General features: G+C 42.8%; 26 protein-coding genes. 16 read left to right on the forward strand and 10 right to left on the reverse strand.

What is annotated here, in order from left to right; all coding sequences use genetic code 11:
* Positions 1 to 480: hypothetical protein (locus A5882_RS19720; protein WP_176462002.1), on the reverse strand; the 480-nt coding region annotated here is incomplete at its 3' end.
* 882 nt (positions 481 to 1,362) lie between these two features.
* Here A5882_RS19720 and A5882_RS03880 point away from each other — a divergent pair.
* Together A5882_RS03880 and A5882_RS03885 are read left to right on the forward strand one after the other, a co-directional pair.
* Positions 1,363 to 2,181, forward strand: a complete 819-nt coding sequence (locus A5882_RS03880; RefSeq protein WP_086372441.1) for an oxidoreductase — start codon at positions 1,363 to 1,365, stop codon at positions 2,179 to 2,181.
* A gap of 21 nt (positions 2,182 to 2,202) precedes the next feature.
* A complete protein-coding gene (locus A5882_RS03885) occupies positions 2,203 to 3,183 on the forward strand; it encodes an AraC family transcriptional regulator (protein WP_086372442.1) in 981 nt (326 codons plus the stop codon).
* Positions 3,184 to 3,604: 421 nt separating this feature from the next.
* Here the strand turns inward: A5882_RS03885 and A5882_RS03890 are convergent, their stop codons facing one another.
* The 3 genes from A5882_RS03890 to A5882_RS03900 all read right to left on the reverse strand — a co-directional run bounded on the left by A5882_RS03890 (position 3,605) and on the right by A5882_RS03900 (position 5,865).
* Positions 3,605 to 3,907 carry an ATP-binding cassette domain-containing protein gene (locus A5882_RS03890; RefSeq protein ID WP_086372443.1) on the reverse strand — a complete coding sequence of 101 codons (303 nt, stop codon included), beginning with the start codon at positions 3,905 to 3,907 and terminating at the stop codon, positions 3,605 to 3,607.
* A gap of 639 nt (positions 3,908 to 4,546) precedes the next feature.
* Positions 4,547 to 4,690 carry a putative holin-like toxin gene (locus A5882_RS03895; RefSeq protein WP_086298857.1) on the reverse strand — a complete coding sequence of 48 codons (144 nt, stop codon included), beginning with the start codon at positions 4,688 to 4,690 and terminating at the stop codon, positions 4,547 to 4,549.
* A 278-nt stretch (positions 4,691 to 4,968) separates the two neighbouring features.
* Positions 4,969 to 5,865 carry a LysR family transcriptional regulator gene (locus A5882_RS03900; RefSeq protein ID WP_086372444.1) on the reverse strand — a complete coding sequence of 299 codons (897 nt, stop codon included), beginning with the start codon at positions 5,863 to 5,865 and terminating at the stop codon, positions 4,969 to 4,971.
* A gap of 116 nt (positions 5,866 to 5,981) precedes the next feature.
* Between A5882_RS03900 and A5882_RS03905 the strand changes: the two genes are divergently transcribed.
* Positions 5,982 to 7,643, forward strand: coding sequence for a malolactic enzyme (locus A5882_RS03905; RefSeq protein WP_303393760.1), 1,662 nt, complete (start codon positions 5,982 to 5,984; stop codon positions 7,641 to 7,643).
* Positions 7,644 to 7,656: 13 nt separating this feature from the next.
* Positions 7,657 to 8,937, forward strand: coding sequence for a 2-hydroxycarboxylate transporter family protein (locus A5882_RS03910; RefSeq protein ID WP_005230514.1), 1,281 nt, complete (start codon positions 7,657 to 7,659; stop codon positions 8,935 to 8,937).
* 180 nt (positions 8,938 to 9,117) lie between these two features.
* On the opposite strand, the gene A5882_RS03920 is transcribed toward A5882_RS03910, so the two are convergent.
* Together A5882_RS03920 and A5882_RS03925 are read right to left on the reverse strand one after the other, a co-directional pair.
* Positions 9,118 to 10,500, reverse strand: a complete 1,383-nt coding sequence (locus A5882_RS03920; protein WP_176257016.1) for a lytic polysaccharide monooxygenase — start codon at positions 10,498 to 10,500, stop codon at positions 9,118 to 9,120.
* Between the two features lie 277 nt (positions 10,501 to 10,777).
* On the reverse strand, positions 10,778 to 12,301 hold the full coding sequence (locus A5882_RS03925; RefSeq protein WP_086372446.1) for a flavocytochrome c: 1,524 nt from the start codon (positions 12,299 to 12,301) through the stop codon (positions 10,778 to 10,780).
* A gap of 481 nt (positions 12,302 to 12,782) precedes the next feature.
* Here A5882_RS03925 and A5882_RS03930 point away from each other — a divergent pair, with 481 nt between their 5' ends.
* On the forward strand, positions 12,783 to 13,202 hold the full coding sequence (locus A5882_RS03930; protein ID WP_086316670.1) for a phosphate-starvation-inducible PsiE family protein: 420 nt from the start codon (positions 12,783 to 12,785) through the stop codon (positions 13,200 to 13,202).
* Positions 13,203 to 13,217: 15 nt separating this feature from the next.
* Here the strand turns inward: A5882_RS03930 and A5882_RS03935 are convergent, their stop codons facing one another.
* Positions 13,218 to 15,023, reverse strand: coding sequence for a sensor histidine kinase (locus tag A5882_RS03935; RefSeq protein ID WP_086316671.1), 1,806 nt, complete (start codon positions 15,021 to 15,023; stop codon positions 13,218 to 13,220).
* A 53-nt stretch (positions 15,024 to 15,076) separates the two neighbouring features.
* On the opposite strand from A5882_RS03935, the gene A5882_RS03940 reads away from it, so the two are divergent.
* Complete coding sequence (locus A5882_RS03940; RefSeq protein ID WP_086372447.1) at positions 15,077 to 15,793, forward strand: response regulator transcription factor; 717 nt, start codon at positions 15,077 to 15,079, stop codon at positions 15,791 to 15,793.
* Here the strand turns inward: A5882_RS03940 and citG are convergent.
* The 3 genes from citG to A5882_RS03955 all read right to left on the reverse strand — a co-directional run bounded on the left by citG (position 15,770) and on the right by A5882_RS03955 (position 18,784).
* The gene (citG, locus tag A5882_RS03945; protein ID WP_254908458.1) at positions 15,770 to 16,633 is read right to left on the reverse strand and encodes a triphosphoribosyl-dephospho-CoA synthase CitG; all 864 of its coding nucleotides are present in this window, start codon (positions 16,631 to 16,633) and stop codon (positions 15,770 to 15,772) included. The two genes, A5882_RS03940 and citG, sit on opposite strands and share 24 nt — an antisense overlap.
* Entirely contained in the window at positions 16,626 to 17,321 is a 696-nt protein-coding gene (locus tag A5882_RS03950; RefSeq protein ID WP_005233081.1) for a GntR family transcriptional regulator, read from the reverse strand. The genes citG and A5882_RS03950 overlap by 8 nt, the downstream gene beginning before the upstream one ends.
* Before the next feature lie 116 nt (positions 17,322 to 17,437).
* Entirely contained in the window at positions 17,438 to 18,784 is a 1,347-nt protein-coding gene (locus tag A5882_RS03955; RefSeq protein ID WP_008381841.1) for a CitMHS family transporter, read from the reverse strand.
* A 395-nt stretch (positions 18,785 to 19,179) separates the two neighbouring features.
* Here A5882_RS03955 and A5882_RS03960 point away from each other — a divergent pair, with 395 nt between their 5' ends.
* From A5882_RS03960 to A5882_RS04005, 10 genes are read left to right on the forward strand one after another with little or no spacing between them, the layout of a single operon-like run.
* The gene (locus A5882_RS03960; protein ID WP_005233076.1) at positions 19,180 to 19,563 is read left to right on the forward strand and encodes a hypothetical protein; all 384 of its coding nucleotides are present in this window, start codon (positions 19,180 to 19,182) and stop codon (positions 19,561 to 19,563) included.
* 9 nt (positions 19,564 to 19,572) lie between these two features.
* Positions 19,573 to 19,986, forward strand: a complete 414-nt coding sequence (locus A5882_RS03965; RefSeq protein ID WP_005233074.1) for an acetyl-CoA carboxylase biotin carboxyl carrier protein subunit — start codon at positions 19,573 to 19,575, stop codon at positions 19,984 to 19,986.
* 23 nt (positions 19,987 to 20,009) lie between these two features.
* The gene (locus A5882_RS03970) at positions 20,010 to 21,125 is read left to right on the forward strand and encodes a sodium ion-translocating decarboxylase subunit beta (protein WP_005233072.1); all 1,116 of its coding nucleotides are present in this window, start codon (positions 20,010 to 20,012) and stop codon (positions 21,123 to 21,125) included.
* Positions 21,126 to 21,149: 24 nt separating this feature from the next.
* Positions 21,150 to 21,275, forward strand: a complete 126-nt coding sequence (locus tag A5882_RS20075; protein WP_008381833.1) for an OadG-related small transporter subunit — start codon at positions 21,150 to 21,152, stop codon at positions 21,273 to 21,275.
* Positions 21,276 to 21,287: 12 nt separating this feature from the next.
* Positions 21,288 to 22,283, forward strand: a complete 996-nt coding sequence (citC, locus tag A5882_RS03980) for a [citrate (pro-3S)-lyase] ligase (RefSeq protein ID WP_086372449.1) — start codon at positions 21,288 to 21,290, stop codon at positions 22,281 to 22,283.
* A 12-nt stretch (positions 22,284 to 22,295) separates the two neighbouring features.
* A complete protein-coding gene (citD, locus tag A5882_RS03985; protein WP_005230465.1) occupies positions 22,296 to 22,604 on the forward strand; it encodes a citrate lyase acyl carrier protein in 309 nt (102 codons plus the stop codon).
* Positions 22,592 to 23,479: a citrate (pro-3S)-lyase subunit beta gene (citE, locus tag A5882_RS03990; RefSeq protein ID WP_086372450.1), complete on the forward strand. Its 888-nt coding sequence runs from the start codon at positions 22,592 to 22,594 to the stop codon at positions 23,477 to 23,479. The genes citD and citE overlap by 13 nt, the downstream gene beginning before the upstream one ends.
* A gap of 2 nt (positions 23,480 to 23,481) precedes the next feature.
* Positions 23,482 to 25,014, forward strand: a complete 1,533-nt coding sequence (gene citF, locus A5882_RS03995; RefSeq protein WP_086372451.1) for a citrate lyase subunit alpha — start codon at positions 23,482 to 23,484, stop codon at positions 25,012 to 25,014.
* The gene (citX, locus tag A5882_RS04000; RefSeq protein ID WP_254908459.1) at positions 25,007 to 25,549 is read left to right on the forward strand and encodes a citrate lyase holo-[acyl-carrier protein] synthase; all 543 of its coding nucleotides are present in this window, start codon (positions 25,007 to 25,009) and stop codon (positions 25,547 to 25,549) included. Before citF ends, citX begins: the two co-directional genes overlap by 8 nt.
* Positions 25,546 to 26,937, forward strand: coding sequence for an oxaloacetate decarboxylase subunit alpha (locus tag A5882_RS04005; protein WP_016613721.1), 1,392 nt, complete (start codon positions 25,546 to 25,548; stop codon positions 26,935 to 26,937). Before citX ends, A5882_RS04005 begins: the two co-directional genes overlap by 4 nt.
* Positions 26,938 to 26,969 lie beyond the last annotated feature (32 nt).

Raw genomic sequence — 26,969 nt, forward strand, 5'->3', positions numbered from 1 at the left:
AGCTTCTTTTGTGATCGTTGTCGTTCCTAAGGTCGGATCTGTTGTTGTTGGTTGTTCTACAGTTGCTCCAACAGTCATTCCCGTTTGACTTTCTATTGTTGATTCATTTGTTTGGTTTGATTTAGATTCTGTGGTACCTGCTGTTGTTAACATTTGTTGGTGTACCGATGTTCCTTCATCTTGCACTTGTATTTGAACTAATTCGTTCGGTTTGTCTGAGTCAGGTTCCTTTAGTTCAGGGTAATATGATGAGCTTTGTATTGATTCTAATGAATCGGAGACGATCTTGCCGTATTCTCTTGTTTCATCATTGAACCAGACATTGCCGTCCTTAGACCATCTATCTCCCTTATCATCAACTGCTCGGCTTTCACTTAAACGTGTAACATGATGACCATTGATTGTATCCGCATGAGCTTCCGCTGCAAACACTAGAATAAATCCCGCAGCTAAAGTAGTAGTTATAACTCTCTTTTTCATTATTTACTCTCCTATAAATTTCTAAATAAATGTTTCAGCTGAGCATCATTGTGATAAAAAACACAACCGAAAACATTTTTAAATTCATTCCTAATTTTCTGAAACTAATCTTGCAGTTTTCATTATAGTCTCCTTTAAATAAAATTTGCATTAGGTCTTATATTTGAGACCATCTTATTGGCCATATTTAAAATATCTTAAATATAGATCTTTTATAAATAATTCTGTTTATAAGTTATCCGTAAAAAGGGTCATAAACTATTAAGTTTCTGACCCCTTCCAAGATTTATCCTAATACTCATAAATCTAAATTTTCATTGAACAATGATTTAGTTACGAGTTTATGAACACAAAAATAGAGTGATACATATAAATTATAGTATTAAAAAAGAGTGTCCAGAAATTAGTCATTTTCTGAACACTCTTCTTAGCAGTTCAATAATGAATATTCTATCTATTCAAAGACTAATTTTGCTCAACATATCCGACCATCCAGAATGATTTATACATCACCTAAAAGAAAGGTCAACAATGTATACTCTGATGTCCTTTAAATGGAGATACTTTCTGACCTAATTAATTGAGCTGCTAAAAGAGCTATGAAATGAGGAATCAAAAAAGGATCAAAAACTTAAAAGTTTTTGATCATAGTTAAATTTCTAAATATACTTGCTTGTCCTTTTTTTGAATTAAATGGCACAAGTTTCATTTCGCTAATTTTATGTTCTGTTTTATTAAATCGGCTAATAAAGGCAGAGATCTACAGTACTTGCTCTAGGTCTCTTATTTGGCGTTTAAAGCAAATATCGTGGCGTAATATGATATTCTTTTTCTAATAAGTTTTTTATATACTAGATTCAAGATATATGAGGAGGAGATAGTATGACTAACCAAGTTGTTTTAATTACGGGAGCAACAAGTGGGATTGGATTTCAAACTGCAAAATTTTTAGCTGACCAAGGACATACAGTATATGGTGCTGGGCGAAGAGCTGACAAATTGGAGGTATTACAAAATTTAGGAGTCAAAAGTATAAATATGGATGTCACTAATGAAGAATCTATGCAAAATGTGGTGCACTACATTTTTAAACAAGAAGGAAAAATCGATGTATTGATTAATAATGCTGGTTATGGATCATATGGAGCAGTAGAAGATGTTACAATTGAAGAGGCAAAAAAACAATTTGAAGTTAATCTTTTCGGATTGGCCAGACTAACTCAACTTGTATTGCCTCATATGAGGTCTCAGAATTATGGGCGAATTATAAATGTTTCTTCAATGGGCGGACGTCTTACAAGCTTTATGGGCGCTTGGTATCATGCAACTAAATATGCACTCGAGGGATTTAGTGATGCGTTACGAATGGAAGTGAAACAATTCGGTATTGATGTTGTTCTAATTGAACCAGGAGGAATCAAAACGGATTGGGGATTTATTGCAGCAGATCATTTAGAGGAATCTGCAAAAAGTGGAGCTTACGCTGAAATAGCGAAAAAGACAGCTAAGGGAATGAGAAAGCAATATAGTGGGAATATGATGTCAAATCCGATAGTTATTTCAAAAGCAATTTCAAAAGCAATCAATAGTAACAAACCAAGAACAAGATATCTCATAGGATTTGGTGCTAAACCATTGGTTTTTCTGCACACCATTCTACCAGACCGAGTATTTGACTACATCATGATGCATGCGAGTTGATATCAAAAAGAAGGAATTTATATGAAACTAACAATCACAAAGCAGTTCCAGAATTTTATTAGTAGTCAAGGTTTATCTTTAGAGCATTTACTTCAACAAGCAAATATTCCAAATTTGTTATGGAGAGAAGAGTTGGCGGTAAATGAACAGCAGTATTACGATCTCTTACAAGTATTCAATCAATACATGTCAGATCAACAAATTTTGGCATTCAGTGAGATTGAGAATATAAATATGTTCATGCCACCCATCTATGCCGCGTTATCAGCTGAAAATGGAATGGAGGCTTTCAAGCGATTTATAAGCTATAAAAAATTGATCGGGCCAATCACTATAGGGATGGAGATAAGAGAAAATACGGTACAAATACGATTTTCCTTTGTCTTCCCAAATCAGGAATTGCCTCGTTTTGCGCTATTGAATGAACAATTACTTCTATTAAGTCTACTGAGAAGAGGAAGTGAAAAAGAAATCACTCCCTTGCTGATAGAGGGGCCTTTTGAATATGGAGAATCTATTAAAAAGTATTTGAATTGCAATCCAAGAAAAAGTCGAGAAAATTTATTGATTTTTAAACTTGAAGATTTAAAGTATCCATTTTACACACAAAATAATATTATGTGGGAATTTATTGAACCGGAGTTAAAAAATAGATTAGTAGCTGCTTCGACTCCGAAAACATTTGTAGAGACTATTCAAAAGGTACTATTTCAAGTAATTCCCAGTGGTAATTTTTCTTTACAAGATGTGTCTTTAAAAATTGGAATCAGTACACGAACCTTGCAGAGAAACCTACAAGCTGAAAATACAACATTTAATCGGCAACTCCAAGAAGTACAAAAGGTTTTAAGCTTAAACTTTCTTCAAAATAAGAATTTGAGAACTTCTGAAATAGCTTATTTAGTTGGATTTTCAGAAGTTAGTTCATTCTCACGAGCATTTAAAAAGTGGACAGGGAAAAATATCTCTCAATATAAACAAGATTTAGATAAAAATTATTAACTGGAAAGATTAACTTCTAATTCGAAGGGGCAAGTCCTCTAAGTAGCTTAAGCAGAAAAGTATTTTCACTTTAACATAATAAATAAAAAACAGTGTCCTTAAAATGACTCTGATATGCTCTCTATAAAGTAGACAAAGAAAAAACAAAAATTCCAAATCTACTTTATAGGGAGCACTTCATGACGAATTCTGGACACTCTTTTTAGATACTATAATTTATATGTATCACTCTATTTTTGTGTTCATAAACTCGTAAACAAATCATTGTTCATTTAAAATTTAGGTTTATGAATATTAGGAAAATTCTTAGAAAGGGTCAGAAACTTAAAAGTTTCTGACCCCTTCCATTATGAATTAAATCAATTTCAAAATTCGCTGGTAATATCTCTTGCTACGGCTGATAGTAGAATTCAAAATTATTTTAGATATTTCTAAAGTCTTGAAAATTCTCTGGTTTTCTATCTTTTAACATGTATAGCTCATCGCAAATATTTGCTACGGAAGCATCATGTATCACCATTACAAAGCTCGTATTATTCCATTCAATTCTTTGAAAAATATCTAATACCATTAATTCTGTCTCTGAGTCTAGTGAACCAGTTGGTTCATCTGCCAAAATAAGTTTTGGATCAGTAATCAGTGCTCGAGCAATTCCTACTCTTTGTTTTTCACCGCCAGATAAATAGCTAGGGTTCTCAAATAGTAATTGTGAAATATCTAACAAGCAGGATTATACATTGTGTTCGACAAAACAGGCACGCAATTATCATGTTACATCCCTGAAAACATGCTATTCTACCGTATTCGTCTTTCTATTTGTTGCCCCTCATCTTTTCATGGGAGGGACCCACTCTTCTAAAGATTCGACTTTTCCACCAGCCTCTTCGATCTATCTTTTTTGCTTTTGCACGATAAGGTTAACTATTTTAGTAATCCCTTGAAAATAAAAGGTCAGTATTCTGGTAATCTTCTTGATTTATAGGCTGATCGATTTCATCGTAAATTTTACCATAACTTAATACCGACTGAATAACTGAACTTAGATTTTGTTATGTGTTTCTGAACACAATAATTAAGACTAATGAATAAAACTGTAGTCTACGATAAATCACTTTCTTGATCAACTGGTAAACAAGTGATACGCCAAAGCGACCAATCGTTGCTCCCACCACTTAGGAGGACAAAAAAATAGACGTGCAATAGCACGTCTGTAGCGTCAATGATTGATATCTTACTGAAATCTTGCTATAATTACTGTGTAAAGAGGAGTTGCGTCAACAACTCCCCTACAGCACCGTTTAAGACGGTGGCAAGTTTTATATTATTTTAGTAATCAGTCAACTCGCCAAAGTTTAGTGACTGGTTACTTTTTTTTGTCGTTTTTTGCTGCAGTTAGGATGCCAAAGATAATCGTTGCGATTAAAGAACCGAAACTAATCATTAGCCCTAATGCTTCAGCTACAGACAAAAGGCTTCTCCTTTCTAAAGAGTTAGCACTTACTTTCATAAGCACCACCACCTTTCAAAAGATAGCCACCGTCACAAACTTTACTGTACTACTATTATACCAGAAACCCACGCTATAAACCGATAGTTATCAAGGTTTTTAGCGTTTTGTCATGCGATAAGAGCGGTCTAAGTAAAGGAAGCTTTTTCTCGTTTCATTGGTTAAAGGAACCATCCATTCGTCTTGTCCCGCATTGAAAGATCCCTTTTATTTCAACATCCGAAGAACACGCACCTGCACCATTTTTCTCTGACCTTACCTCAAGAAATCCCCACTCCTCACCTTTCCTCCTCCCAAGACAGCTCATCCAAGATCCTAATCAACTTTTGAACCTCTTGATTCAACATCGCACTCTTTAAATAGGCATATTGAATATAAAAAATTTCCTTATCTTCAGGGACTAGCGGTATTTTCACTAAGCCTTCCATTTCTTGAAACACAGGAAATTCCGTCATCAAGGTAATGCCGATATTGGAACTGACCAGCTGGCCAATCGTCTGGACGTCTGAAAAATAAAAGGGGACTTCCGGCTTCTTCTTTGATTTCTCACTTAAATTCTGAAAAGCGCGCATGTGGGTATAGCCTTTTTCCAATAGGATAAAGGGATATTCGGCAGCTTCTACAAATGAGATTTCCTTTTTCTTAGCTAATGGGTTTTCTTTTGACACAAAAATAAAGAATTCTTGCTGATGCAATAATTTCACCTGCAGATTCGGGTGGACGAGGGGATTGACACTGCCCAGCAAGCTAAAATCGATTTTTCCTGACAATAGTTTTGAAAGCAATTCATTGGATCCCCCAGATACCAAGTGAAATTTCGAAATAAAGCGGATGATCTCTTTTTCATCTAAGAGTTTTGAAAAGACTTTGGAACGAATGATCGGTGGCAGGCCGATGTGGGTGCGGTTGTTTTTGGCATGGTCGATGGCTCTGTCTAAGGTCACAAATTCATCTAAGATATATTGCGCATGAGCCTTCAAAATTTCCCCTTCCGTGGTCAATGAGATGGAGCGATGTGAGGCTTCTCGCACGATCAAATCACAGCCATAATGCTCTTCCAAGCGTTTGACAGCGTAGCTGACGGTTGGTTGACTGACCGCAAATTTATGCGCCACTTGGGTAAAAGAAAGCATATCTGCCAAAGCGTTAAAGTATTCTAAATCTCGTATATTCATCGTCTGATTCCTCCCTTAACCGGTTTAAACTAGCAGCGGTTTTGTTATAAATAATTTTTATTATACCACCGATAGTTGACTATAATTCTGTCCGAGGATTAAAGTAGCTAATGGAAATGAACGAGTACTCAAAATATATCCATTGGAGGAACATAATGAAAGCACATGACATTTTAAATAACCCATTTTTAAACAAAGGAACTGCGTTTACACAAGAAGAACGAAAAGAACTAGGGTTGATCGGTTTATTGCCCCCACACGTGCAAACGATCGAAGAACAAGCAGAACAAGCCTATTTGCAATATGTCACCAAAGAATCAGACATTGAAAAACGTCACTTTTTAATGGAGATCTTTAATACCAATCGGACATTGTTCTATTATTTGTTCAACCAACATATCGTTGAATTCAATCCGATCGTCTACGATCCAACGATTGCCGATACCATTGAAAATTACAGCCGCCTATTTGTGGATCCTCAATATGCAGCGTACTTAGATATCAATCATCCAGAGAATATCGAAGAAACGTTGAAAAATGCCGCTGGCGATCGAGACATTCGCTTGATCGTAGCCACTGACGCTGAAGGGATTCTTGGGATTGGTGACTGGGGTGTCCAAGGTGTCGATATTTCTGTCGGTAAATTGATGATTTATACAGCAGCTGCTGGGATCGACCCTGCTTCTGTTTTACCAATCGTGATCGATGCCGGTACCAACCGTAAAGAATTGTTAGAGGATCATTTGTATCTAGGCAATCGTCAAGAACGTGTCTACGGTGATGCCTACTACCAATTCATCGATCAATTTGTTCAAACGGCAGAATCATTGTTCCCTAAACTTTACTTGCATTGGGAAGACTTTGGCCGTTCAAATGCTGCAACGATTTTGGACAAATACAAACAAACAATTCCAACTTTTAACGATGACATCCAAGGAACGGGAATCGTTGTGCTGGGCGGTATCTTCGGTGCACTGGATATTACAGGTGAAAAATTAACGGATCAAGTCTACTTATGTTATGGCGGTGGTTCCGCTGGTGCCGGGATTGCCAGTCGAGTCCATTCGGAAATGGTCAGCGAAGGTCTTTCAGAAGAAGAAGCCTACAATCATTTCTTTATGGTTGACAAACAAGGGCTTTTGTTCGATGATATGTCCGATTTGACTCCTGCACAAAAACCATTTGCCAAAAAACGGGCTGACTTTGCCAATGCTGGCGATATGACGCAATTGATCAATGTCATTAAAGTCGCAAAACCAACGATTTTGGTCGGTACTTCAACCAATGCCGGTGCCTTTACCAAAGAAGTTGTGGAAGCGATGTGTGAAAACACTACTCGTCCAGTGATTTTCCCTATCTCGAATCCAACCAAAAAATTAGAAGCAACGGCTGAACAAGTAATCGAATGGTCTGATGGAAAAGCCTTTGTAGCAACCGGTGTCCCTTCAGGAACGATCCAATACAAAGGGGTCGACTACCAAATCGGTCAAGCAAACAACGCCTTGATCTATCCTGGTCTAGGGTTAGGTATGTTGGCTTCAGAAGCCTCTCTCTTGACCGACGAAATGATTGGTGCCGCTGCTCACTCATTAAGTGGTTTGGTTGATTTGAGCCAACCCGGTGCACCTGTTCTCCCACCATTTGAATACGTTGCGGACGTTTCTATCAAAGTGGCTGAAGCAGTTGCCAATAAAGCCAAAGAACAAGGACTAGCCCAAGCGCAAGAAACCGATATGGCAAAAGCTGTCCAAAATCTTAAATGGTATCCAACATACTAGGAAGGTCTGAAAAATGAATAAATTAAAAACGATGACGATTTCGGGAATTAGTCTTCCCTTGTATCTCTTTTTCATGGTTGTCATATTCAGTGCGATTGCCTTAGACAAGTTGCCATTAAATATGGTCGGGATCACCATTTTACTGGTTGCCTTAGGACACCTGCTGTATTTCATTGGGGAAAAACTCCCGATCATGAATTCTTATCTTGGCGGTGGGTCAGTTTTTACCCTGCTTGGTGCCACCCTTTTGGCCTCCTTCCATCTCGTTCCCACGAAAGTCATTGACGCGGTCAGTGACTTCATGGGGGGCGGTTTTGGTTTTCTTGATTTCTATATTGCTGCTTTGATTTGCGGCTCGATTTTAGGTATGAACCGCAATTTGTTGGTGAAGGCTTCTACGAAATTCATTCCTGTTGCTTTGATCACCATGGTAGTAGGCTTTTTCTCCGTCGGCCTTGTCGGTATGCTGCTAGGCAATGGCTTTGCTGATTCGGTGATGTATGTGTCTCTACCAATGATGTCTGGCGGGATGGGGGCGGGAATCACCCCACTTTCACAAATTTATGCTGATGGCTTGGCAAACGGCAATCAAGCCGCCATCTTTTCTCAATTAGCGCCAGCAGTTACTTTCGGGAATATTCTTGCCATTATTGGTGCTTTATTTATCGCAAAGGCCTTTGCTAAAACCAAATACAATGGCCATGGTACACTGATCAATGCCACGAAAGAAGAATTAGAAAAACCAAAAATAACGCTTGATGCCCAACAAATCGGGGTCGGGATGCTGTTTTCCTTCTCACTGTTGGTCGTTGGTGCGATTTTAAGCGACTTTTTCCCTAAAATTCACGAGTATGCCTTTATGATCGTGATTGTCTTTATTCTAAAAGCCTTGAACATTGTCCCTAAGAAACTCGAAGATTCTGTGGTGATGTTCAACAATGTTGTAATGACGAATTTGACCCACGCGGTTTTGGCGGGGATTGGTTTGGCATTGATCGATCTGTCAACACTGGCCTCTGCCTTTACTTGGCAATTTGTCGTGCTTTGCCTAACCAGTGTCGTATCTATGGGGGCTGCCAGCTGGTTCTTCGGGATGGTATTAGGGATGTATCCCGTTGAAACCGCAATTGGCGCCGGTATGATCAACAACTCGATGGGGGGAACAGGTAATATCGCTGTATTGTCTGCCTCTGATAGAATGGAAATGATTGCTTTTGCCCAAATGGCCAACCGTTTATGCGGTGCGATCGTGCTGATTCTAGGTGGAATCTTGATCCGTTTCTTCTATTCTTGATCTAAAACAAAAAACAGGTGCTGCTACGCATGATGCATAGCAGCACCTGTTTTTGCATTCCTCAAACGAATTCGTCCAATTGGTTGCACGAATCGAACAAAGATTCAGCCATTCACTCATAAAAGAGCCAAAAAGAGCAGTGCCTCCGCACTGCTCTTGCTTTCCTGATTCATTCAAGGGTTACAGCTTCTTAAACAAGGTTGGTGCTTGATCAGGAGACCAAGTGGTGTCTCCGTAATTTGAGTGGGTGTTAATCACGACATAATTGCTGCCTTTATGGCTCACGATTTCACCACTTGTATACACTTCTGGTGCAGAGAAAGTACCTAGTTTCCACACACGGTATTCTGACTCCCCGCCTCCAGGTGTTTCAGTTTCTTCTTTGGCATTGGTTTTCACGCTCAGCTGGTTACTGAAAGCGGATTGTTCGCCCGTTTTGCTGATTGCTTTGATTTGGTAATTGTAGGTTGTATCCGCTGCTAGATTCGTGTCTTCATAGGTTGTTCCTGTGGCCGTAGCAATTTTGACGCCATTGCGGTAAACATCATATCCAGCGATCCCATTTGTATGAGTCGATGCTTGCCACATTAAGGACACGCTGCTGTCTGTCACGCTCATTTGGTGCAGGTTGCCTGGTGTCGAAGGTGTTTCGACTTGATTGTCTGCTGAGGTAGTCACTTTCACTGCAGCACTTTTTTCTGAAACTAACGCAGTAAAGCCAACTGCTTCTACTTGATAGCTATAGGTTGTGTTGGCTTTTAATTGTGTGTCGGTAAAAGTTGGCTCAGTAGTCGTTGCCACTAAGGCACCATCGCGATACACGTTGTATTCTTTCGCATCGGTTTGACCGTTCCATGCTAAAGCCACCGTGCTGCTAGTCACTCGTTCTGAGCGGACATTTGCTGGTGCTGCTGGTTTTTCGGGAATGACCGTTGAGCCGGAAACGTTGACGTCGATCACGTTATAAAAGGCATTTGGCGTATCTGCAACATCCCAGACCGCTAAAATGACATGGTAACCGAGACGATTTTCTGGAATGGTAATGGTATGGCTTGGGCTATTGCTGGCAGCCGAACCATCGTGATTCACAGTAGCGATCAATTCCAAGCTATCTCTTGAAAGTGGCGCGTTTTGATCCCAACCTGGTTTCGTGATATAGTAATGCCATTTTGTGGTCTTGTGAGGCGCTGTATAATGCCAATTGACCCGCAATGGTCCTTGATTGATGTCTTGTTTGGTCCAACGATTGGTTCCTTGTTCATCAAGAACAAAGTCCCCGATTTGTCCGAGTCCACCATCTGCCGAAGCGATGCGACCATCTACTGGTCCTGCTTCTGGAAAGCCTTTTTTAGTTTCCAATGATTGTGGGTTTGAAATGACATTGCCATATTTCTCAAACGCAGCGCTCCACCCTAACGTATTGCGATCCAAAGACCCTTGATAGCCCCGACTGACCGGTGATTCCACATAACCATGAGCAAATACTTGTTTCCCTGTGAAGAACAAGGTCCCTCCAAGTAAGATTGCCACCCCGACCGACCATTTTACCAATGCGTTTTTCATACTCTGCCTCCTAAAATTTTTTATCATCGAATAAACCAATCCTATCCGTTTATTCCTTGATTCCGATTCATTGAAAAGCAAACCCTACATATATAAATAGTTTATTTATATATGTATGATAAACGACTTAATCATTATAAGATTATAATGACTAGTTTTCCGTCCTTTCAGTTAGAAATACAAAAAAACTTGAAACGATTCTCCTCCTAATCACTTAAGAGGATTCGTTCCAAGTTTCTTTCTTTATAGACGATCTTTTTTAGGAAAAAACAGCCGCTTATTTCCCATTTTCTTTCACATAGTCAGAGGATTGCGCGCCTGCTTGGCGACCAAAGACCATAATGTCGGCTACAGCATTGCCGCCGATTCGATTTTGTCCGTGGATACCGCCGGTCACTTCACCTGCTGCATACAAGCCAGTGATTGGTGTGCCATCTTCTTTCAACACTTGGGTCTTCGTATTGATCTTGACGCCGCCCATTGTATGGTGGATCCCAGGTGCAATTTGAATCGCATAGAATGGCCCTTCCGTCAAATCATAGTCCATCGCCGTTTCACGACCAAAATCTTTGTCGGCTTTGTCTGCCACTGCTTGGTTCCATGTATCTAAAGTTTTCTTCAAGGTTGCTGGATCGACATCGATTTTTTCAGCTAACGCTTCGATGGTGTCAGCTTCTACCACTACACCTTGTTCTTTGTAGTAATCGACTTGTTTGGCTCTACTTGCTAACGCATTGTCAAAAATCAAGTAGGCATAGCTTTCTGGCAGATCTGTGATGGCAGCTGAAACATTGTCGCGGGTTTCTAATTCATTGTAGAAACGTTCTCCTTGTTGGTTCACCAAAATGGCGCCTTCTCCACGAACGGTTTCACTGATCAACATACCTGTATCTTGAACCACTGTTGGATGGACTTGGATTTGATCCATATCAACCGTTGCGCCGCCTAATTCTTCGATCATCTTGATACCATCGCCTGTACTTCCTTCAGAAGTCGTGCTGACATAGCCTTTCAGATCTGGACGATATTTTTCGATCAGTTCTTTGTTGGAGCCAAAACCACCAGTAGTAACAACCACTGCATCACCAGCGATTTCTTTTTCTTCGCCATTGATTTTCACGTTGACGCCAGTGACTTTGCCGTCTGTTTCATTGATTTTTGTCACATCAGCATTTACAAATAAAGGAATTTCTTGCTCATGAATGTTTCTCAACAGGCCATCCACCAAATACGTACCGACTGCTGAACCGTCGTGAGGACGATGGATCCGTTTTACACTGGCACCGCCGCTGTAACTGATATTGTCTAAAGTGATCCCCATTGAATCCAACCAATCAATCGCTGAAGCAGAGTTGTCTACTAAATAATGTAGCAATGCTTGATCGTTGGTTCCTTTACCACCTTTAAGGGTATCTTCAAAAAATTGTTCATTCGAATCTTCAATGCCTTGGGCTTCTTGGAATTTGGTTTCTGATGCGTTCATTCCGCCAGAAGATTTCAAGGTATTTCCGCCTGCGATCGGCATTTTTTCTAAAATGACTGGATTCATTCCAGCATCTTTAGCCGACAAGGCTGCTGCCATCCCTGCACCGCCAGCACCAACGATGACGATATCATATTGATCTTTTAACTCTGCTGGATCGGTATACTCTTGTTGGGAAGCACCTGAAGTGACTTCACTTTCTGAAGAAGAGCTTGCCGCACTGCTGCTGGCTTTTGTTCCGCCATCGGCACCACATGCACTAAGCAACAATAATGAGGCTGCCCCAATCACCCATTTTGACCATCCACTTTTTTTCATTTGTTTCCCTCCGTTTTTCTTTTTGCCCTTTTCTCCTCACTGATCCCCGTCATAAATGATGAGAAAAGAAGCATTTTTCTTGCGAACCCCGCTTAACTTGTTACTTTATTAACAATGGTAAACATCTTGCGATCGGACTATTTTTCTATTCGATAGCGATAAAAACATTGTTTAAGCAACGTTTCAACAGCGTTCTATTTTATTTAACCATTGTAACAAAAAAAGAAACTAAGTGTCTCGTAATAATTTGTGTATATTTTAACTATCAATTCTCATCTTTTTCTAATTTTATCGGAAAAAGATACTATATTTTCCTCGCTACTTTCTGCTATTCAAAGCTGCCACAAAGGTCCCGCTCATAGAATGACCGTTAAGTTCGCGGTCAAAAAGATATTGCCGCGATTGTTCTTTCACTGTTCTTTTCCCTTTGTCCTGCGCCTTCTTTTGTATAATAAAAGAAAAAGCAGAAATGGAGTGACAAATGGAAAAATTGAACCGGATGTTCGAGCGAGTGATCAGTATCTGTATTGATAGCATGTTAGCGATCTTAGTCGTTGTCGTCTTGATTTTTATGGGAAAAGCGATTTTTATGATCAGCACGACGCTCTTTCCTTTAAGTGAAGCGCCCCACCTGTCCTTTTTGATTGAAGAAATTGCCACGTTATTCATTTTGTTAGAAATCATTTTGATGTTGCTGCGGTATATGAAGGACGGACACCATATTCCCGTCCGTTACTTGATTTTGATCAGTATTACTGCGATTTTGCGCGAGCTATTGTTAACGCAAGGCATGGCGAACGATGCCCTATTTTTTGCTCTAGCGATTTTTGTCTTGGTACTGGTCTTGCTAGTCCTGCAAAAAATCAATGCCTTCCAGCATGCCCAAGAAAAAGACCACTGAAACTAGCCCGTCGGATCAGTTGGGTTCAGTGGCTTTTTCGGGATCAGTTAGAGGAATACCAATATAAAAGGTGGTTCCTTTAGGCGTACTTGTAACATCGATCAACCAGTCGTTTTTTTCCACGATTGAAGAGACAGTGAAGAGTCCTAGACCAGTACCGCCAGTGGCACTCTTGGTCGTGAAAAAGCGGGTAAAGATTTTTTCTTGGATTGCTTCTGGTATGCCGGGACCGTTGTCGACGATTTCGATCAAAGCAAACTCCTGTTGTGCGGAGAAAGCTTTCTTACGAAACGGAAAGGTGGCGCTCTCTGTCGAAGTGTGACTCAATCGAATGCTGCAATCGGCATTTGCTTGGTACACATTCATCAACAAATTGTAAATAATGACTTGCAGATCGATCTTCTCGTAGACGGCATATCCTACTTCTTGGATATCATACGTAAGGGAAAAGGCTTTTGGCAACAGTGCGCGCATAGTATCGATGGCTTCTGTCAAGGTAGTAGCGATCGACTGCACAGTTTTATCGGCACTTTCGAGTTTCGAAAAACGTAGCACATTGCTGGATAACTCTTTGCCTTTTTCCGCCGCTTTGCAGACTTCTTGCAAGTCCTCCACTAAGACTTCATCGTGTTGGTTTTCCTCGATCAGCAATTGCAGATGACCAATCATAGGCGTCAAAAAGTTGTTTAGGTCATGGACGATTGAGGTCGTTAGCAAGCCAATGGTTTCCAGTTTTGATTCTTGCAAAATGTTTTTTTCGATTTCGTGCTTTTCTTTTAACAGCCGTTGTCGTTCTTTCAGTGCTTGGTTTTCGACATAGGCTTGATTGCGTTTCATGTAGTTTTTGATCAGGACGGTCAATAAAATCATAATGACAAACAACAAACCCAGTAGGCCAATCAAAATCAAGTTGTCTTGTAAAAAGAGACCGCTTTGCTCCAAAAAATCGGCATTGCTGGCGACGATCAGCCGACTGTCGCCGATGGTGATCCATTGATAAGCAGCCAATTTCAGCACTTTTTGCAGTGTTTCTTCGTTCCACCAATAAGAATAATAGACGGAGGTGCCTTCTTCATTGTCGATTTGTTCTTGCTCCAAGCGCTCAAGATCGGTGAAATCCAGCTCTGGAAATTCTTTTTTGCGGCTCTCAACGATGGAAAAACCAATTTGTTCGTCCGATGGGTGCATAACGATCCGCATATCGGCGTTTTTGACCATCGTATAGCCGGAGACATTGCGATCGGTGGTAAATTCATGATGATACATGCGCTGCAGATTCAAAGGCATCACAAGAACCGCTTCTTTGTCGTCAAGGGTTAGGGACTGATACACATTTAAATAGGCCTCTTTACCATCGAAATAGACTTGCCCATTTTGTACCTGCCGACCCGCCAATACTTTGTCTAAGGATGGATCTTTGAATAACAATTCTTGCACCGGCGGGTCTTCTGGTTTATTGACCGCCGTTGCGGTATTTTGGGCGATGACCTGACCTTGTTGGTCGATCAAAAACAATCCGACCATGGCATTGTTCGCGGAATTGATCACTGGTAACGTTAAGGGACGCTGCAAATCAGCCAAGGCGGCGCCTTCAAGGTGGTCATCGGCATAATTGGCAAGAGCCATGTGGTACGATTCGATACTACGGCTGATCAGCTTGATCGCCGCTTGGTTGACCGTTTCTAACTGCCGCAACCCGACGGTTTCAGCTTGTCTTTGTGCGCTTTTATAACTTGTAAAGGTAAAAATAAGTCCAATCAATGTAATGAATAAGGTAGCGACCACGCTTAAATACAGCCAAAACTTTGATGGCGGTTTCATTGTAAACCCCTTTCATATTTACTATAATACTATTGATACAGGAGGCGGATATTTTGCGAGATGAAAAAATTTTAATCGTTGATGATGACCCTGCTATTCGGCGGCTGATTTGGAAATCTTTACAATCGACGGGCATTTTGATCTACCAGACTGATTCCGTTGAAAAAACGATTGCGATCAATTCTCGTGTCAGCTTTGATCTTTTTTTACTGGATATCAGTTTGGAGCATGAAAATGACGGCTATCATTTGGCACAACTGATTCGAGAAGAAAACCCCACGGTGCCGATCGTCTTTTTGAGCGGTAAAAGTGACGAAAAAGATATGATCAACGGCTATGAGATCGGTGCCGATCACTACATTACGAAGCCTTTTTCACCAGCACTCTTAAAAGCACAAATCGTTTCGATTCTTGATCGCCGCAACGTGCTGCGAGAAAAAGGGATCGCCAAACCGGAAGGGGATCTGTGCAGCGGCATGTTTCGTTTTGACCAAAAACGCTATCAGTTTTTCAAAAATGACCAGCCCATCAAGTTGTCTTCAAAAGAAATCATGCTGATGCGCTTTTTCATGGAAAATCCGGATCAAGTGTTCTCGAAAGAACAGATTTACAGCAATGTTTGGCAAGATGGCCAATTCGATGCCAATACCGTGATGGTTTTTATCAATCATCTGCGAAACAAAATTGAAGATGATCCGAAGCAAGCCCGTTTTTTGAAAACCGTTTGGGGGATCGGCTATACCTTTTTACCAGAAGGAGACGCCTTCTAGCTGCAAGAAATAAAGGGCCAAGGCTAAAAGATCCGCCGACCCGCCAGGACTCAAATGGCGTGCGATCAACAATTGATCATAGGTCGTTAATTCACGAAGCAAGTCTGTATCCGACAGATTGGCTTGGTGAATTTTTTGCATTTCCTGCTGCACGGTCTTCATCGCCTCGTAGCCGCCTCGGTGGACGAGGTTGCTGTCTTCGGTTTCACTCATTAGATAGACCAACCCTCGCAACAAGGAAAAGGAGGTTTTTTGTGGTTGCTGCCGTAAGTACTCCAGCAATTTTTTAACCGTTGGATAACCAGCTGCGGCTTCTCCACGAATCCCCATCGTGCCGTAGGTCAAATAATTTTTTTCTCCGTAAGACAACTGGTCTTTGTGGGTGATTTGCTGCAGGTCTTGCTTGACCAAATGCTGGCAGATGTTGGCGGCAAGCTGCAGGATCTGATTAGTATCTTCAGCCGTCAGCACAGCCTTGTCATGCTGTTGATAATAGACTCCTGTCGCCCCCAACAAAACTGCAAAGGAAAAGTTCGCCCCTTTGTGGGTATTGATGCCTTTGGTTGCCTGAAGCATCGCTTCTTCTGCTTCTTGACCGATCCCACGTAACTGGTCAAACAGCTGGATCAGGGCGCCTGTATGGGCAAAGCCAGCTTGGCTATAGCGCTGAAAAAAAGGCGCCAAACAAGTGATACTGTTGATAAAGGTAAACACATTCATGTCCTGATGCGCACCAGAGGAGCAAGGATCTACTAAACCAGGCTTGGGTGCTAACGCTACCTCATAATGCAGCGCATTGACTGCATAGCTGCTGGCGATAAAAAGACGGGAATCAGTCAATTTTTCTTCGCTCCATTTCAGCAAGAATAAATTGCAGGGAGTGATCCAAATGTTCATGGGTCAACAACGTGATCTGTTCCGTGTCATTGGTTCTCATGCCGCGATAAATCAGCCAATGTTCCGCCAATGCCGCATCCCTTCTTCTAGAAGAGCGAATCGCAATGTCACGAAAATACACGAGGTACGCTTGCAGATCCAGCACGATACTTTTTAACCGCAGCATCTGGCTTTTTTCGTAAATAAACGCATTGAAGTCAGAAAAGTTTTTCAAGACCCCATCCACATCATCCTCACGATTCAGCTGTTCGCCATGTTCTAACAAGCAGCGCATCTCCCGGAAATCTTCCTCACTCATCAAGGCCATTGCTTTGATAGTCGCCAATGTATCCAATGATTTGCGGATATCGTAAATCTCATAAGCATCTTTGATACTGATCCCTTTTACGACGATGCCGATTTTTGGTACGTGTTCCACCAGTTTTTCAGCCACCAGCTGAGTCATGGCGTAACGAATTGGGGTCCGGCTGATGTTTAACGTATCGGAAAATTCTTTCTCATTGATGCGAGAGCCTGCGGGAATGTCTCCTAAAATGATGGTTTTTTTGAACGCTTCATAGATCAAATCTTTTAATGGTTTATTTTTGGTCAGATCCAGATTTTTATTTACTGCATCAATAATTGGATTCATGATTTACTCCTATCATACTAAAAACAAATGAGATTTTTGGGAAAAAATAGATATATCGATAAACAAGGAAAACTACCGAGCAAAATGGCAGCCTGCTCGATAGTTTCTTTATGAAGTTACTGTGGAATATAAAACGGCATATGACCTAATAGTACGATCGTAACGACAAAGATCACGAAAATCCCCAGTGCGTATTTCGCCGCTTCTTTTTGCCATTGCCCCATATCTAAGCCAGTCAAGCGCAATAGCAAGTAGATGAAGGCAACCAATGGACTTAACAAGTGGAACGCTTGGCCCATTAAGGACGCCAAGGCCATCTGCATATTGGTGAAGCCATACGAACGACCCGCTTCTGCTAAGACCGGTAGAACCCCAAAGTAAAACCCATCATTGGAAATAAAGAAAGTCCCAGGTGCAGAGATCAGGGCGATAACTATGCCCCAGAAACCAGCCAATTGTTTAGGAATGATTTGCGTGAAACTATTCGCTAAGGCAGTAGCCATCCCAGAGCCTTGGAACAAGCCCATGAAGACGCCTGCTGCAAAAACTAAAATTACTACTTGAACAGCATCGCCGCCGTTGGCACCGATCCGTGACGATTGATCTTTCAAAATTGGGTAGTTGACCATCAATGCGATACAAGTACCTACAAGGAATAACAAGATTGGTGGTAAAGCGATACTAGAAATAAAGGAGCTTGCTACTAACCAGCCAATCAAGACGATCGTTAAGATACCATTGAAGACAAAGTTTTTCGGACGACGGATCGCTAATGTATCAGGATCAGTCACAGTCGTCATTTCTAATATCTCATCGTTCGTCAGTTCCGTAACCCCTAAACGTTTCCGTTCTTGGATCCCCATTCTGCGAGCCACGAAGAAAATCACATATAACAGAGACAAAATCATTCCTGGCAACAAATAAGAAAGAATATCCGCATCAACTTCCAGCACGGCCATTGCTCGGGCAGTCGGTCCGCCCCATGGCAATAAGTTCATGATGGTGTTTTGCAAAATGATCAAGACACCAAGGTTCATCATTTTCATATTCAGCTTCTTGTAGATGGGAATAAACGCAGAACAACAAATCAAGGTAGTGGTCGTTCCATCACCGTTCAAAGAGACCGCAGCGGCAACGACTGCCGTTGCCATCAAGACTTTCATCGGATCGCCTTTAGCAAAATAAATCATTTTTTTCGTGATTGGATCAAACAAACCGGCATCCAACATAATGGAAAAGTACAAAATCGCAAACAGCAACATGATTCCTGTGTTGGCTGTTGTCGAGATGCCCTCAAGGACAAAATCACCGATGTTGCCTTTTTCGGAAACACCAGCAACCATCGCAACGAGGGTAAATAGTAATGGGATAATTACTAAGGATGTAAAGGGTGACATTTTTTTCTTCATGATGACAAACATGAAGACAATAATCATGGCATAGGACAAAATTGTTAAGAACATTTTCTTCTTCCTTTCATGCATCGAAATGTGTAAGCGTTATCAAAAAACATTTTAAAAAAATTACAGGCCCGTAATTTGTTAGCGACAAGCGTCACTAGTTTGTGAATATTTTTCTTTTCTTAAAGGAAATAATGTTATTGAATGCTTTACACGTCTAAGAATAAACAATCAAGAAATAGAAAAAAAGACCCGTTTAAAAAAAGAACAGCAAAAAAACAATTTCTCTTTTCAAATCTTATTTTTCGTTTAAAAAGTTCTTAACAGAATATTAACGCAAGAAAAACCTTGATAAATCAACGTTTATATCGATTTTTCACTCTTTTCTCAAAAAAGGAACACTGAAAAAACAATTTTCAGCCGAAATAAATCTCGCTGATTGAACGGGAGTTTCTATAATGAAAGGGAACGAATCATTGAGAAAGGAGAAACCCATGAATCTTATTAAAAGATTGTTCAAAAAAACGCATGATGAACCAGATGCGCCTGTCAGTCCTCCTCTGAAGCCAAGGGAAATGATAGCGGACCCACCCGCGTCTGATTGGCAAGAAGTGTCGGGCTATCAGCCGGCGCCTGCAGAAGATTATCCGTTAGTCAGTCTGATAGCCGCCGCACTAGGTGCCGAGTGTTCCCCTGAAAGTCAGTTTGTCATTCGAAGAATTGAGAAACGCAATCCTGAATTTAAGCGAGTCACCCTGATTGCCGCCAGTATTGCCGCAGGAGAGCTGCCTGATTCTCAGTTCACAATCAAAAAAATAGCCAAAAAAAATGAAAACAAGTGAGGGAAAAACATGTTACGTAAATTTAAAATAGCGATCGATGGGCAAGAATACCTTGTCGAAATGGAAGAAATCGGTGCCCCGCAACCTACCGCTCCTGCCCCAGCAGTGCCAACACCGGCTCCAGCAGCGGCACCCGCTCAACCAGAACCAGTCAGCACACCAGAACCAGAAGTAGCACCACAGCCAGCGCCAGGTACGCTTCCTGCTGACGGCGAGCCGATTCATTCTCCAATGCCGGGAACGATTTTACGTCTCTTGGTCAATGTGGGGGATACTGTGCAAGAAAACCAATCATTGATGATTTTAGAAGCCATGAAAATGGAAAATGAAATCGTGGCACCAAAAGCAGGAACCGTTGTTGCCATTGCAGTCAATGCGGGCGACATGGTCAACCCAGGAGAACTGCTGATTACGATCGGCTAATTTATTGAAAAGGAAGTGACGTAGTGGAAACGTTAATTGAAGGTGTAGTCGGGTTAGGATCGGAGCCGGGACGGATCGTTATGATGCTCATCGGTGGTCTATTGATGTATTTGGGGATCAAGAAAGAATATGAACCAACCTTGTTGGTCCCTATGGGATTGGGCACGTTGTTAGTGAACTTCCCGAACTCAGGTGTGTTAAGTGCTGGTGGAGAAGCTGGCCCGTTCCAAGTATTGTTTGATATGGGGATCTCAACTGAATTGTTCCCTTTGCTTTTGTTTATCGGGATTGGTGCGATGATCGACTTCGGTCCATTGCTGCAAAATCCATTTCTTTTATTGTTTGGTGCCGCTGCGCAATTCGGGATCTTCTTTACGATCATCGTTGCCGTGCTGCTTGGTTTTGATTTAAACGACGCAGCTTCCATCGGGATCATCGGTGCCGCTGACGGACCAACGTCGATTTTTGTCGCAAATACGCTGAACTCGAAATATATGGGTGCGATCATGGTAGCAGCTTACTCTTACATGGCGCTAGTACCGATCATTCAACCGGTAGCCATCAAAGCTGTGACGACCAAGCACGAACGAAAAATCCGCATGACGTATCGTGCCGGTGAAGTTTCGCAAACGGCAAAAATTTTGTTCCCGATCGTGATCTCGATCGTAGCAGGGTTGATTGCTCCTGTTTCATTGCCATTGGTCGGATTTTTGATGTTCGGAAATCTCTTGCGGGAATGTGGTGTCTTAGATCGTTTGTCCATCACCGCTCAAAACGAACTGGTGAATATCATCAGTATCCTCCTAGGTTTATCAATTTCTGTGAAAATGCAATATGAAGAATTTTTACAAGTCGATACATTGATGGTTATTGGTTTAGGGCTGGTTGCCTTCATTATGGACTCGGTCGGCGGGGTGTTGTTTGCGAAAGTACTGAACTTGTTCCGTAAAGAAAAAATCAATCCAATGATCGGCGCAGCCGGAATCTCTGCGTTTCCAATGTCTAGTCGGGTCATCCAAAAAATGGCGACAGATGAAGATCCGCAAAACTTTATCTTAATGCATGCAGCCGGTGCCAACGTTTCAGGACAGATTGCTTCGGTCATCGCCGGTGGCTTACTGCTGGCACTGATTGCTTAGGTTACTAGAAAGGAGAGGAAAATTATGAGTCAAGATTTACTGACTTCATTTGAATTGTTGTTATTCGGTTGGGGCGGCGTCTTTGTCGTGATCCTGATCATCTACTTCGCATCCTTGCTTTTGTCGAAGCTCTTCCCAGTAAAAAAATAAAGAAGGCATTGTATGTATACCCTAAAAAGAATCTGGCTGCAAAAAGATCCGGAAGTCTTTTTGCAATGGCAAAAATTGATCACCCGTACTGGCTTAGCCGTCGGTGAAGAAGTAGCCTATACCGTCGGCATTTTTGACCAGCAAACCTTGATTGCTACTGCTTCTTGCTATGCCAATATCATCAAGTATGTGGTGGTCTGTGAAAAAAAACGCTCCGAACAGCTGTTGACGCAATTGATTTCGCACCTTAGCGATCATATCAAAGACGAGGGCTATACCAAGTCCTTCGTCTATACAGCACCGAAAAATCGTCTGTTTTTTGAATCTCTCGGGTTTCGTGAAGTGCTGGCAGCACAAGACATCTTGTTCATGGAACAAGGCGTTCCTTCTTATGAAAGCTATGCCCAACAACTGCAACGACAGCGAATCGGACAAAACAACGGCGCGATCGTGATGAACGCCAATCCTTTTACCAAGGGACATTTGTACTTAGTCGAAACGGCTGCGAGTCAAAAAGAACAGGTTTATGTGTTCGTTTTATCAGAAGACCGCTCGCAATTTTCTGCCAGTGAACGGCTGCAGATGGTGACGGATGGCGTGGCTCACCTGCCAAATGTAACGGTGCTGCCGACCAACAACTATCTCGTCTCTTCAGCGGTCTTTCCCAGTTATTTCTTAAAAGAGCAAGCACCTGAGGCGATTGCCAAAAAACAAGCCGCCTTTGATGCAACCCTCTTCAAAGAAAAAATTGCCCCGCTGTTGGCGATCACCACGCGTTTTGTAGGCTCAGAGCCTTACTCACCCGTGACCCAACTCTACAATGAGGCAATGGCTGCCGTTTTTTCTCCCGAGCTTGAACTGATCGTGATCGACCGTCTGAAGATCAACCAATCAACCGTTTCGGCTACAAACGTTCGGAAAGCGATTGCAGAAAAAGATATACCTTCCTTGCAGCAATTTTTGCCAGAAACAACGTTCTCATTTTTAATGCAGCATAACTATATTTAGAGGTGATAATAAGTGGAAATCAAAAAAAGTGCGGTTGCCGGCTCCGTTGAATCCAGTGATATCTTGATCGCGATCGAGCCCACCACAACCCAAACCATCGAGCTGACCCTCGATAGCAGTGTCGAAAAACAATTCGGCAAACAAATTCGCGCCGTCATCCTTGAGACGCTGAACCATCTAGGCGTGACACAGGCCAAAATCACCGCCACCGATAAAGGCGCCTTGGACTGTACCATCAAAGCCCGAACTCTGACCGCCGTTCATCGGGCCGCCGAACAAGAACAGTATGCTTGGAAGGAGATCGACACATGGAACGTTTAAGAAGAACGATGATGTTTGTACCAGGAGCCAATGCTGCCATGCTACGGGATGCACCATTGTATGGCGCCGATTCCGTTATGTTTGATTTAGAAGATGCAGTCTCCTTGAATGAAAAAGACTCCGCTCGGACACTGGTGCATTTTGCCTTAAAAACCTTTGACTATTCTGCCATCGAAACCGTCGTACGCATCAACGGCCTCGATACGGTGGGTGCCCTTGATATTGAAGCGATGGTCCTAGCGGGGGTCAACGTCATTCGTCTACCGAAAACCGAAACCGCCCAAGACATCATTGCCGTTGCCGCTGTGATCACACAAGTAGAAGAAGAAAACGATCTACCTGTAGGAACCACCAAAATGATGGCTGCCATCGAGTCGGCCGAAGGCGTTTTAAATGCCCGAGACATCGCCACAGCTTCCGAGCGCTTGATCGGGATCGCTTTAGGGGCAGAAGATTATGTCACCAATATGAAGACTCGTCGCTACCCAGATGGGCAAGAGTTGTTGTTTGCCCGCAGTATGATTTTGCATGCAGCTAGAGCTGCGGGGATCGCCGCCATCGATACCGTCTTTTCTGATATCAATGACACAGATGGCTTTATCGCTGAAACGACCCGCATCAAGCAGCTTGGTTTTGACGGAAAATCAGTGATTAATCCACGGCAGATTCCCCTAGTCAATGGGATCTATGCGCCTTCAAAAGCCGAGATCCAACAGGCCAAAGAAGTGATCTGGGCCATTCGCGAAGCCGAAAGCAAAGGATCTGGTGTGATCTCCTTGAATGGCAAAATGGTCGATAAACCAATCGTTGAGCGAGCGGAACGCGTGATCGCCCTTGCCAAAGCAGCGAAATTGATTACCGAGGAGGAAGTGTAATTATGGTGTTAAACAAAGCAGGAAAAGACATCCCTGAATGCTATGCCAACCAATACGGGGTCTTTGAAAATGAAACGGCCAATATCCATGCCTACAAAGAAGCGAGTCGCAAGATCGAGCCAGTCCTGCCAGGCAAAAGTAAGGTCTTAGGCAGTATCCGTGAAGCCATTGAAAAAACAGGGCTAACGGACGGCATGACGATCTCCTTCCACCATCATTTTCGCGAAGGGGACTTTATCATGAATCTCGTTTTGGACGAGATCGCAAAAATGGGCATCAAGAATCTTGCGATTGCCCCTAGTTCCATCGCGAATGTCCATGAACCATTGATCGGACATATCAAATCTGGCGTCGTGACCAATATCACCTCCAGCGGACTGCGGGACAAAGTCGGTGCCGCAATCTCCGAAGGCATTATGGATGCACCGGTCATTATCCGTTCTCATGGCGGTCGGGCTCGTGCGATTGCCGCCGGCGATATCCACATCGATGTCGCTTTCTTAGGGGCGCCTAGCTCAGATGCGTATGGCAATGCTAATGGCACCGTCGGAAAAGCAACCTGCGGCTCATTGGGCTATGCGATGGTCGATGCAAAATACGCCGACAAAGTCGTGATCATCACCGACACCCTTGTGCCGTTTCCAAATACCCCAATCAGCATTCCCCAAACGGATGTCGATTATGTCGTGGAAGTCGACGCCATCGGTGATCCTGCAGGGATCGCAAAAGGTGCGACCCGCTTTACCAAAAATCCAAAGGAATTACTGATTGCTGAGTATGCAGCCAAGGTCATCACCAGCTCGCCTTACTACCAACAAGGCTTCTCCTTCCAAACTGGAACGGGCGGTGCCGCATTAGCCGTCTCTCGTTTTTTACGCGAAGCAATGATCAAAGATGAGATCAAAGCCAGCTTTGCCCTCGGCGGCATTACCAATGCCATGGTGGAACTGTTAGAAGAAGGATTAGTAGAAAAACTGATCGATGTCCAAGACTTTGATCACCCTTCCGCACAATCGCTAGGAAAGAACGCCAATCATTACGAGATCGATGCCAATATGTATGCCTCACCATTAAGCAAAGGGGCGTTTATCAATCAATTGGATACCGCCATTCTTTCCGCACTGGAAGTCGACACGGATTTCAACATCAATGTCATCACCGGTTCTGACGGTGTGATCCGAGGTGCTTCTGGCGGACACTCAGATACTAGTATGGCGTGCAAAATGAGCTTAGTGATCGCTCCTCTCGTGCGGGGACGAATCCCAACGATCGTCGATACCGTCAACACGATCGTCACTCCGGGTGCCAGTATTGATGTCGTCGTCACGGAAATCGGGATCGCCATCAATCCTGCTCGCAAAGACTTGATCAGCCATTTTGAAGCATTGGATATTCCCCAGTACACCATTGAAGAATTAAAAGAAAAAGCCTACAGCATTGTCGGTCAACCCGAACCAATCAAGTACGGGGAAAAAACCGTCGCTTTGATCGAATACCGCGATGGCACGATCATTGATGTGGTCAAAAATGTCTGATGCCCTATTTTCAGGAACCCCTGTGACGCTAACCGATATGCTGCAGGCGCGAGAAAATAGAAGCTCCCTTCAACGGGAGCTTCTCGCTGCGGATGAAAAAGCGACATTGCTTGTTGCCACCATGAATATTCCCGGTCCCGTGAAAAATTCTGTCCCATTGACCGCCGTTTTTGAAGAACTCATTACGGAAATCGAAGAGGCCGTCAAGGAACTGATTCCACTGGCAAACCTCTACCGTAGTTTGGAAACTGGACCGGAATATTATCTCGTACTGCCCACAGATCCTTATGAACTAAAACGAATGATGGTTCAGATTGAGACCCATCATCCTTATGGTCGATTGGTGGATCTGGATGTCTTAGCCAAAACCCAAGACCAGCTTTTACCTATCAGCCGCACCGAAATCGGACTGCCGACAAGAAGCTGCTACGTCTGTGAACAAGATGCCAAAGTTTGTGGCCGTTCTAGAACTCATAGCGTAGCAGATATGCAGCAGCAGATCCGTAAAATCATTCAGGAAAGAGTGAAAGAATGAAAAAAATCCAATTTACCGAAACCGTCTTGCGGGACGGCCAACAAAGTCTGATCGCTACACGAATGCCTACCAGCGATATGCTACCGATTTTAAAAACCATGGATCAAGCGGGCTATCATGCCTTGGAAATGTGGGGCGGCGCAACCTTCGATGCTTGTCTGCGTTTTTTAAATGAAGACCCATGGGAAAGATTGCGCGCAATCCGCAAAGAAGTGAAAAAGACCAAACTACAAATGCTCTTACGGGGGCAAAATCTCTTAGGGTACAAAAACTATGCCGATGACGTCGTTGCTGACTTTGTGACCAAATCGGTTGAAAACGGCATCGACATTCTTCGTTTGTTTGATGCCTTAAATGATGTCCGCAATTTAGAAACCGCCATCCGCGCCACAAAAGCAGCCGGCGGACACTGTCAAACAGCAATCTCTTATACTACTAGCCAAATCCATACGGTGGATTACTTCGTCGACCTTGCCCATAAAATGGCAAACCTCGGCGCCGATTCCATCTGTATCAAAGATATGGCAGGCGTTTTGACACCGCAAACTGGCTACGAGCTGGTCAGCCGAATCAAAGATGCCGTCGATCTACCGCTAGAAGTCCATACCCATGCCACCAGCGGCATCGCTGAGATGACTTACTTAAAAGTTGCGGAAGCCGGTGCAGACATCATTGATACCGCCATCTCCTCCTTTGCTGGCGGCACCAGTCAGCCAGCAACCGAATCTGTGGCGATCGCCTTAGAAGATTGCGGCTTTGCTACGGGACTTGATTTGCAGAAAGTCGCTGAGATTGCTGAACATTTCAATCCCGTTCGTGATCGCTTCCGTGAAGAAGGACTGCTGAATCCAAAAGTCAAAGATATTGAACCTAAAACCTTGATCTATCAAGTACCTGGTGGCATGTTGTCAAACCTACTCAGCCAATTGACGGAACAAGGATTGCAAGACAAGTATGAAGAAGTCCTAGCAGAAGTACCAAAAGTCAGAGCAGACTTGGGCTATCCGCCACTAGTGACCCCATTGTCGCAAATGGTCGGTACCCAAGCCTTGATGAATGTGATTTCAGGAGAACGTTACAAACTTGTCCCAAGTGAGATCAAAGATTACGTCAAAGGACTTTACGGTCAATCGCCAGCACCCATCACCGACGAAATCAAAGAAACAATCATCGGAGATGCTGAAGTGATCACCGTCAGACCAGCTGATCTACTGGCACCACAACTGCCAGTCTTTCGGGAAGAAATCGCTGAGTATGCCAAAAGCGAAGAAGACGTGCTGATGTACGCCCTCTTCCCTCAGCAAGCCCAAGACTTTTTAGGCCGACGAGAAGATCCCTTTTATGATGTCCCCGTACAGACCGTGTCTGTGAGGATTGCGGTGGATTAGCAACGAAGCCAGAAACAGAGAAAACGACTTAA

Source organism: Enterococcus sp. 4E1_DIV0656 (genome assembly GCF_002140695.1).
In the GTDB taxonomy this organism is placed as follows: Bacteria; Bacillota; Bacilli; order Lactobacillales; family Enterococcaceae; genus Enterococcus_D; species Enterococcus_D entomosocium.